The organism is Komagataeibacter kakiaceti JCM 25156 (assembly GCF_000613305.1).
The window spans coordinates 1-3,841 of the sequence record NZ_BAIO01000212.1 but is presented as its reverse complement, the minus strand read 5'-3'; the positions used below and the strand labels follow the sequence as shown (position 1 = coordinate 3,841).

The window sequence follows — 3,841 nt, the reverse complement described above, 5'->3', positions numbered from 1 at the left end:
CTTCGGACAGGGTCTCGCCCGCGGCGCCGCCCTCACCCTGCGCCCCGGCCAGCGCGCCATCGGATTCATTCAGTTCGGCGTCGATGATGTCCGCGCCGATATGTTCCTGCGGATGCAGCGCGATGATCCGGCGCATGAGGTTTTCAAGCTCACGCACGTTTCCCGGCCAGCGATAGGCCTGCAGGCGGGCCACCGCCTCCTCGTCCAGCACGCGGATCATGCCGCTGTCATGGGCGTTCATATTCAGGAAATGACGCGCCAGCAGGGGAATGTCCTCCACCCGCTCACGCAGGGGGGGCAGGCGCATGGGCACCACGTTCAGGCGGTAGTACAGGTCCTCGCGGAAGGTGCCCGCGCGGATGGCCTGCCGCAGGTCGCGATGGGTGGCGGCGATGATGCGCACATTGGCGCGGATGGGCATGGTGCCACCCACTGTCGTGAATTCACCATCCTGCAGCACGCGCAGCAGCCGGGTCTGGGCCTCGGGCGGCATGTCCCCGATCTCGTCAAGGAACAGCGTGCCGCCCGCCGCCTGCTCGAAACGGCCCGCGACACGGTTGGTCGCCCCGCTGAAGGCGCCGCGCTCATGGCCGAACAGTTCGCTTTCGATCAGGTTGCGCGGAATGGCCGCCATGTTGATCGCGACAAACGGCCCCGTGCGCCTGCGCCCGTATTCATGCAGGGCGCGCGCCACCAGTTCCTTGCCGGTTCCGCTCTCGCCGCCGATCATGACAGTCAGGTCCGATGTCGTGAGCCGGGCGATGATGCGGTAGATGTCCTGCATCACGACCGAACGCCCGATGAGCGACATCTGCTCATCAGGGGCCGGAGCCGCCACGGGGGTGACGGGGGTGGCGGGCGTGGCCAGCGCGCGGGCCACCAGCGCCAGCACTTCCTTGAGGTCAAAGGGTTTGGGCAGGTATTCGAACGCGCCGCGCTGGGTCGCCTTCACCGCCGTCATGAGCGTGGACTGCGCGCTCATGACCACGACGCGCAGGTCGGGGCGGATGCGCCGGATGCGCGGGATCAGGTCCAGCCCGTTTTCATCGGGCATCACGACATCGGTAATCACGAGGTCGCCCTCGCCTTCCTCGATCCACTGCCACAGGGTGGCGGCCTGCGCGGTGGCGCGCACCTGATAGCCCCCCCGCCCCAGCGCCTGGCTCAGTACGGTGCGGATGGAACGGTCATCATCCGCGACAAGAATGGTCGGTAGCGACATACGCTATAAATCTCTCAGATCCGGCACGGGGCGGTTCACGACGCGCCCCACTCCTCAGTCACAACAGGCAGGTGAAGCAGCACTTCGGTACATCCGGGCTGGCTTTCCACCTCGATCACGCCGCCGTGGTCTCCCACGATCTTGCCCGCGAGCGCCAGCCCCAGCCCGCTGCCCGTGGCCTTGGTCGTGAGGAAGGGTTCAAACAGATGCGGGCGGATGTTTTCCGCGATGCCCGGCCCGTTGTCACGCACCGACACCAGCAGCGGCAACTGCACGCGCTGCCCGCCCCCGGTGGAGACCCATATGCCGGGGCGGTAGCCGGTTGTCAGCGTGATTTCGGGCGGGGCCGCGCCATCCACATGGCCATGCAGGCTTCCGCCGCGTTCTTTACAAGGTTGAGCAGCACCTGCACCAGTTGGTCGCGGTTGCCCCATACCGGCGGCAGGGAGGGGTCATAGACTTCCTGAAAGCGGATATCCGCCGCGAATCCCTGCTGCGCGAGCATGCGCACATGCTCCAGCACCCGGTGGATGTTGACCGGCCTGCGCTCGATCGGGCGGTCGCTGAACATGTCCATCCGGTCCACGAGGTCACGGATGCGGTTGACCTCGTCCTGGATCAGCACGGCCAGTTCACGATCGGACTCGCCCACCGACGTTTCCAGCAGTTGCGCCGCCCCGCGAATGCCCGAAAGCGGGTTCTTGACCTCATGCGCCAGAATGGCCGCCATGCCCGCGACGCTGCGCGCCGCCGAACGGAAGGTGAGTTGCCGGTCCAGCACCCGCACGGCTGAAAAATCATGGAATGTCAGGACAACCGATCCCGGCTCCTCCGCCACGGGCGCGCCCTGCACGGTCACACCCGTGCGGTACAGCCGGGGGCTTTCCAGCGTGACCTCATGCTCGACCACCGTGTGATCCTGCGCGCGCACCTGTTCCATCAGCAGGAAAAGCGGATTGTCCTCCGGCAGGATGGCGGTCAGCCGCAACTGCGCCAGATGCGTGCGCGACATGCCGAAAAAGGGTTCCGCCGCGCTGTTCACGTAGCCGATGCTGTTATCCGCCCGCACGACCATGACCGGCAGCGCCAGCGAATCGAGTATGACCCGGCCATTGCCCGTCACGTTGTCCGGCGCGCATGGCACGTGGGCCGATGGGGGGGATGGGGCTATCCCTCATGCCGCCTGCGCCGCGGCCTTTTCCGCCTCCACGGTTGAAGGGCGCGGGCCGCGCACGGTGCCGGCGGCGATCTGGCGGTCATAGAATTCATGGATCATGCGATGGCGCCATCCACCGTATCGACCCGGTTGACCGCGGCGCGGAAACCCGCCGAACCCGGCAGCCCCGCCGAATACCACGAGACATGCTTGCGCGCGAGCCGGAGGCCGGGATGGGCGCCGAAATGGTCGATCATCATGCCGTAATGTTCCAGCACGATGGCCTTTTCCGCCGCGAGACCGGGTTCGGCCACCTCCGTACCGTGCATGAGCGCCTGCGCCACCTGCGCCAGGAACCACGGGCGGCCGTAGCAGCCGCGCCCGATCATGACACCCTGCGCGCCCGAACGCTCCAGCGCCACGCGCGCATCCGCGACCGTAAGAATATCCCCGTTGACGATGACCGGCAGCGACACAGCATCGACCACCCTGCGCACGAAATGCCAGTCCGCCGTGCCGTTATAGAACTGCTGGCGGGTGCGCCCGTGCACCGTCACCATCCGGATGCCCGATTCCTGGGCAATCCGGGCCAGGGCGGGGGCGTTGAGGCTGTCATGGTCCCAGCCCATGCGCATCTTGAGCGTGACCGGCACGTCAACGGCGCGGACCACCCCCTCAAGCAGGCGGGCGGCCTGAACCTCGTCGCGCATGAGGCGGAACCGGCAAGCTGGCCCACCGCCACCTTCTTGACCGGACAGCCGAAATTGATGTCGATGATGTCCGCCCCGCGATCGACCGCGATCCGCGCGGCCTGGCCCATGGCGTCCGGGTCGCACCCGGCAAGCTGGACGGAATTGGGGCCATCATCCGCCACCTCGGCCATGCGCAGGGTGTTCTCGTTCTCCCGCACCATGGCCCAGGACGCGATCATTTCCGATACGACCAGCCCGGCCCCCAGCCTGCGCGCCAGCCTGCGGAACGGCAGGTCGGTCACCCCGGCCATGGGCGCCAGAATGACCGGCGCCTGCAGGACGACCCCACCCCCCAGATCAATGGGCGACAGCAGTTGAGACGACATGAACCCCGCTTCCCCGCCAGCCTCCCGGCCGCCCCCGCGGCGGCATTAAAGGGCATGCCAGCTAAAATATCCGTCAATAATGCTTATGATTTAGGCAGAATACCCCCTCCCGCCGCCCCGTGCAATCAGCTTCGGTGCATTCGGGCAACATTTTCATGCCGTGATGCGGGCAGGTCGTGACAGCACAATGCTTGACGCGCGGGCCACATGGCCGCATTGCTCCGCATCATGCGTGTTGCAGCCATTCTTCTCGCCGCGGGTCAGGGCAGCCGGTACAGCGCCCAGACCGCGACCCCTGTCGCCAAGCAGTATGTCACGCTCGGCGGCAGGCCCGTCATCCGCCACGCGGCGGATGCCCTTGCCCCTCATGTCGCGATGATCCAGC

2 protein-coding genes and 2 pseudogenes are annotated in these 3,841 nt (G+C 66.8%); 1 reads left to right on the top strand and 3 read right to left on the bottom strand.

From position 1 onward, the window contains the following. The 3 genes and pseudogenes from ntrC to dusB all read right to left on the bottom strand — a co-directional run. Positions 1-1,222: nitrogen regulation protein NR(I) (ntrC, locus tag JCM25156_RS10835; RefSeq protein ID WP_025813094.1), on the bottom strand; the 1,222-nt coding region annotated here is incomplete at its 3' end. Between the two features lie 35 nt (positions 1,223-1,257). Then, positions 1,258-2,324 (bottom strand): annotated as a pseudogene (locus JCM25156_RS23565) (two-component system sensor histidine kinase NtrB). 72 nt (positions 2,325-2,396) lie between these two features. Beyond that, positions 2,397-3,456, bottom strand: a pseudogene (gene dusB, locus JCM25156_RS23560) (tRNA dihydrouridine synthase DusB). Between the two features lie 207 nt (positions 3,457-3,663). Here dusB and JCM25156_RS28865 point away from each other — a divergent pair. Next, a partial coding sequence (locus JCM25156_RS28865) for an NTP transferase domain-containing protein (RefSeq protein WP_148299377.1) occupies positions 3,664-3,841 on the top strand: 178 nt, incomplete at its 3' end.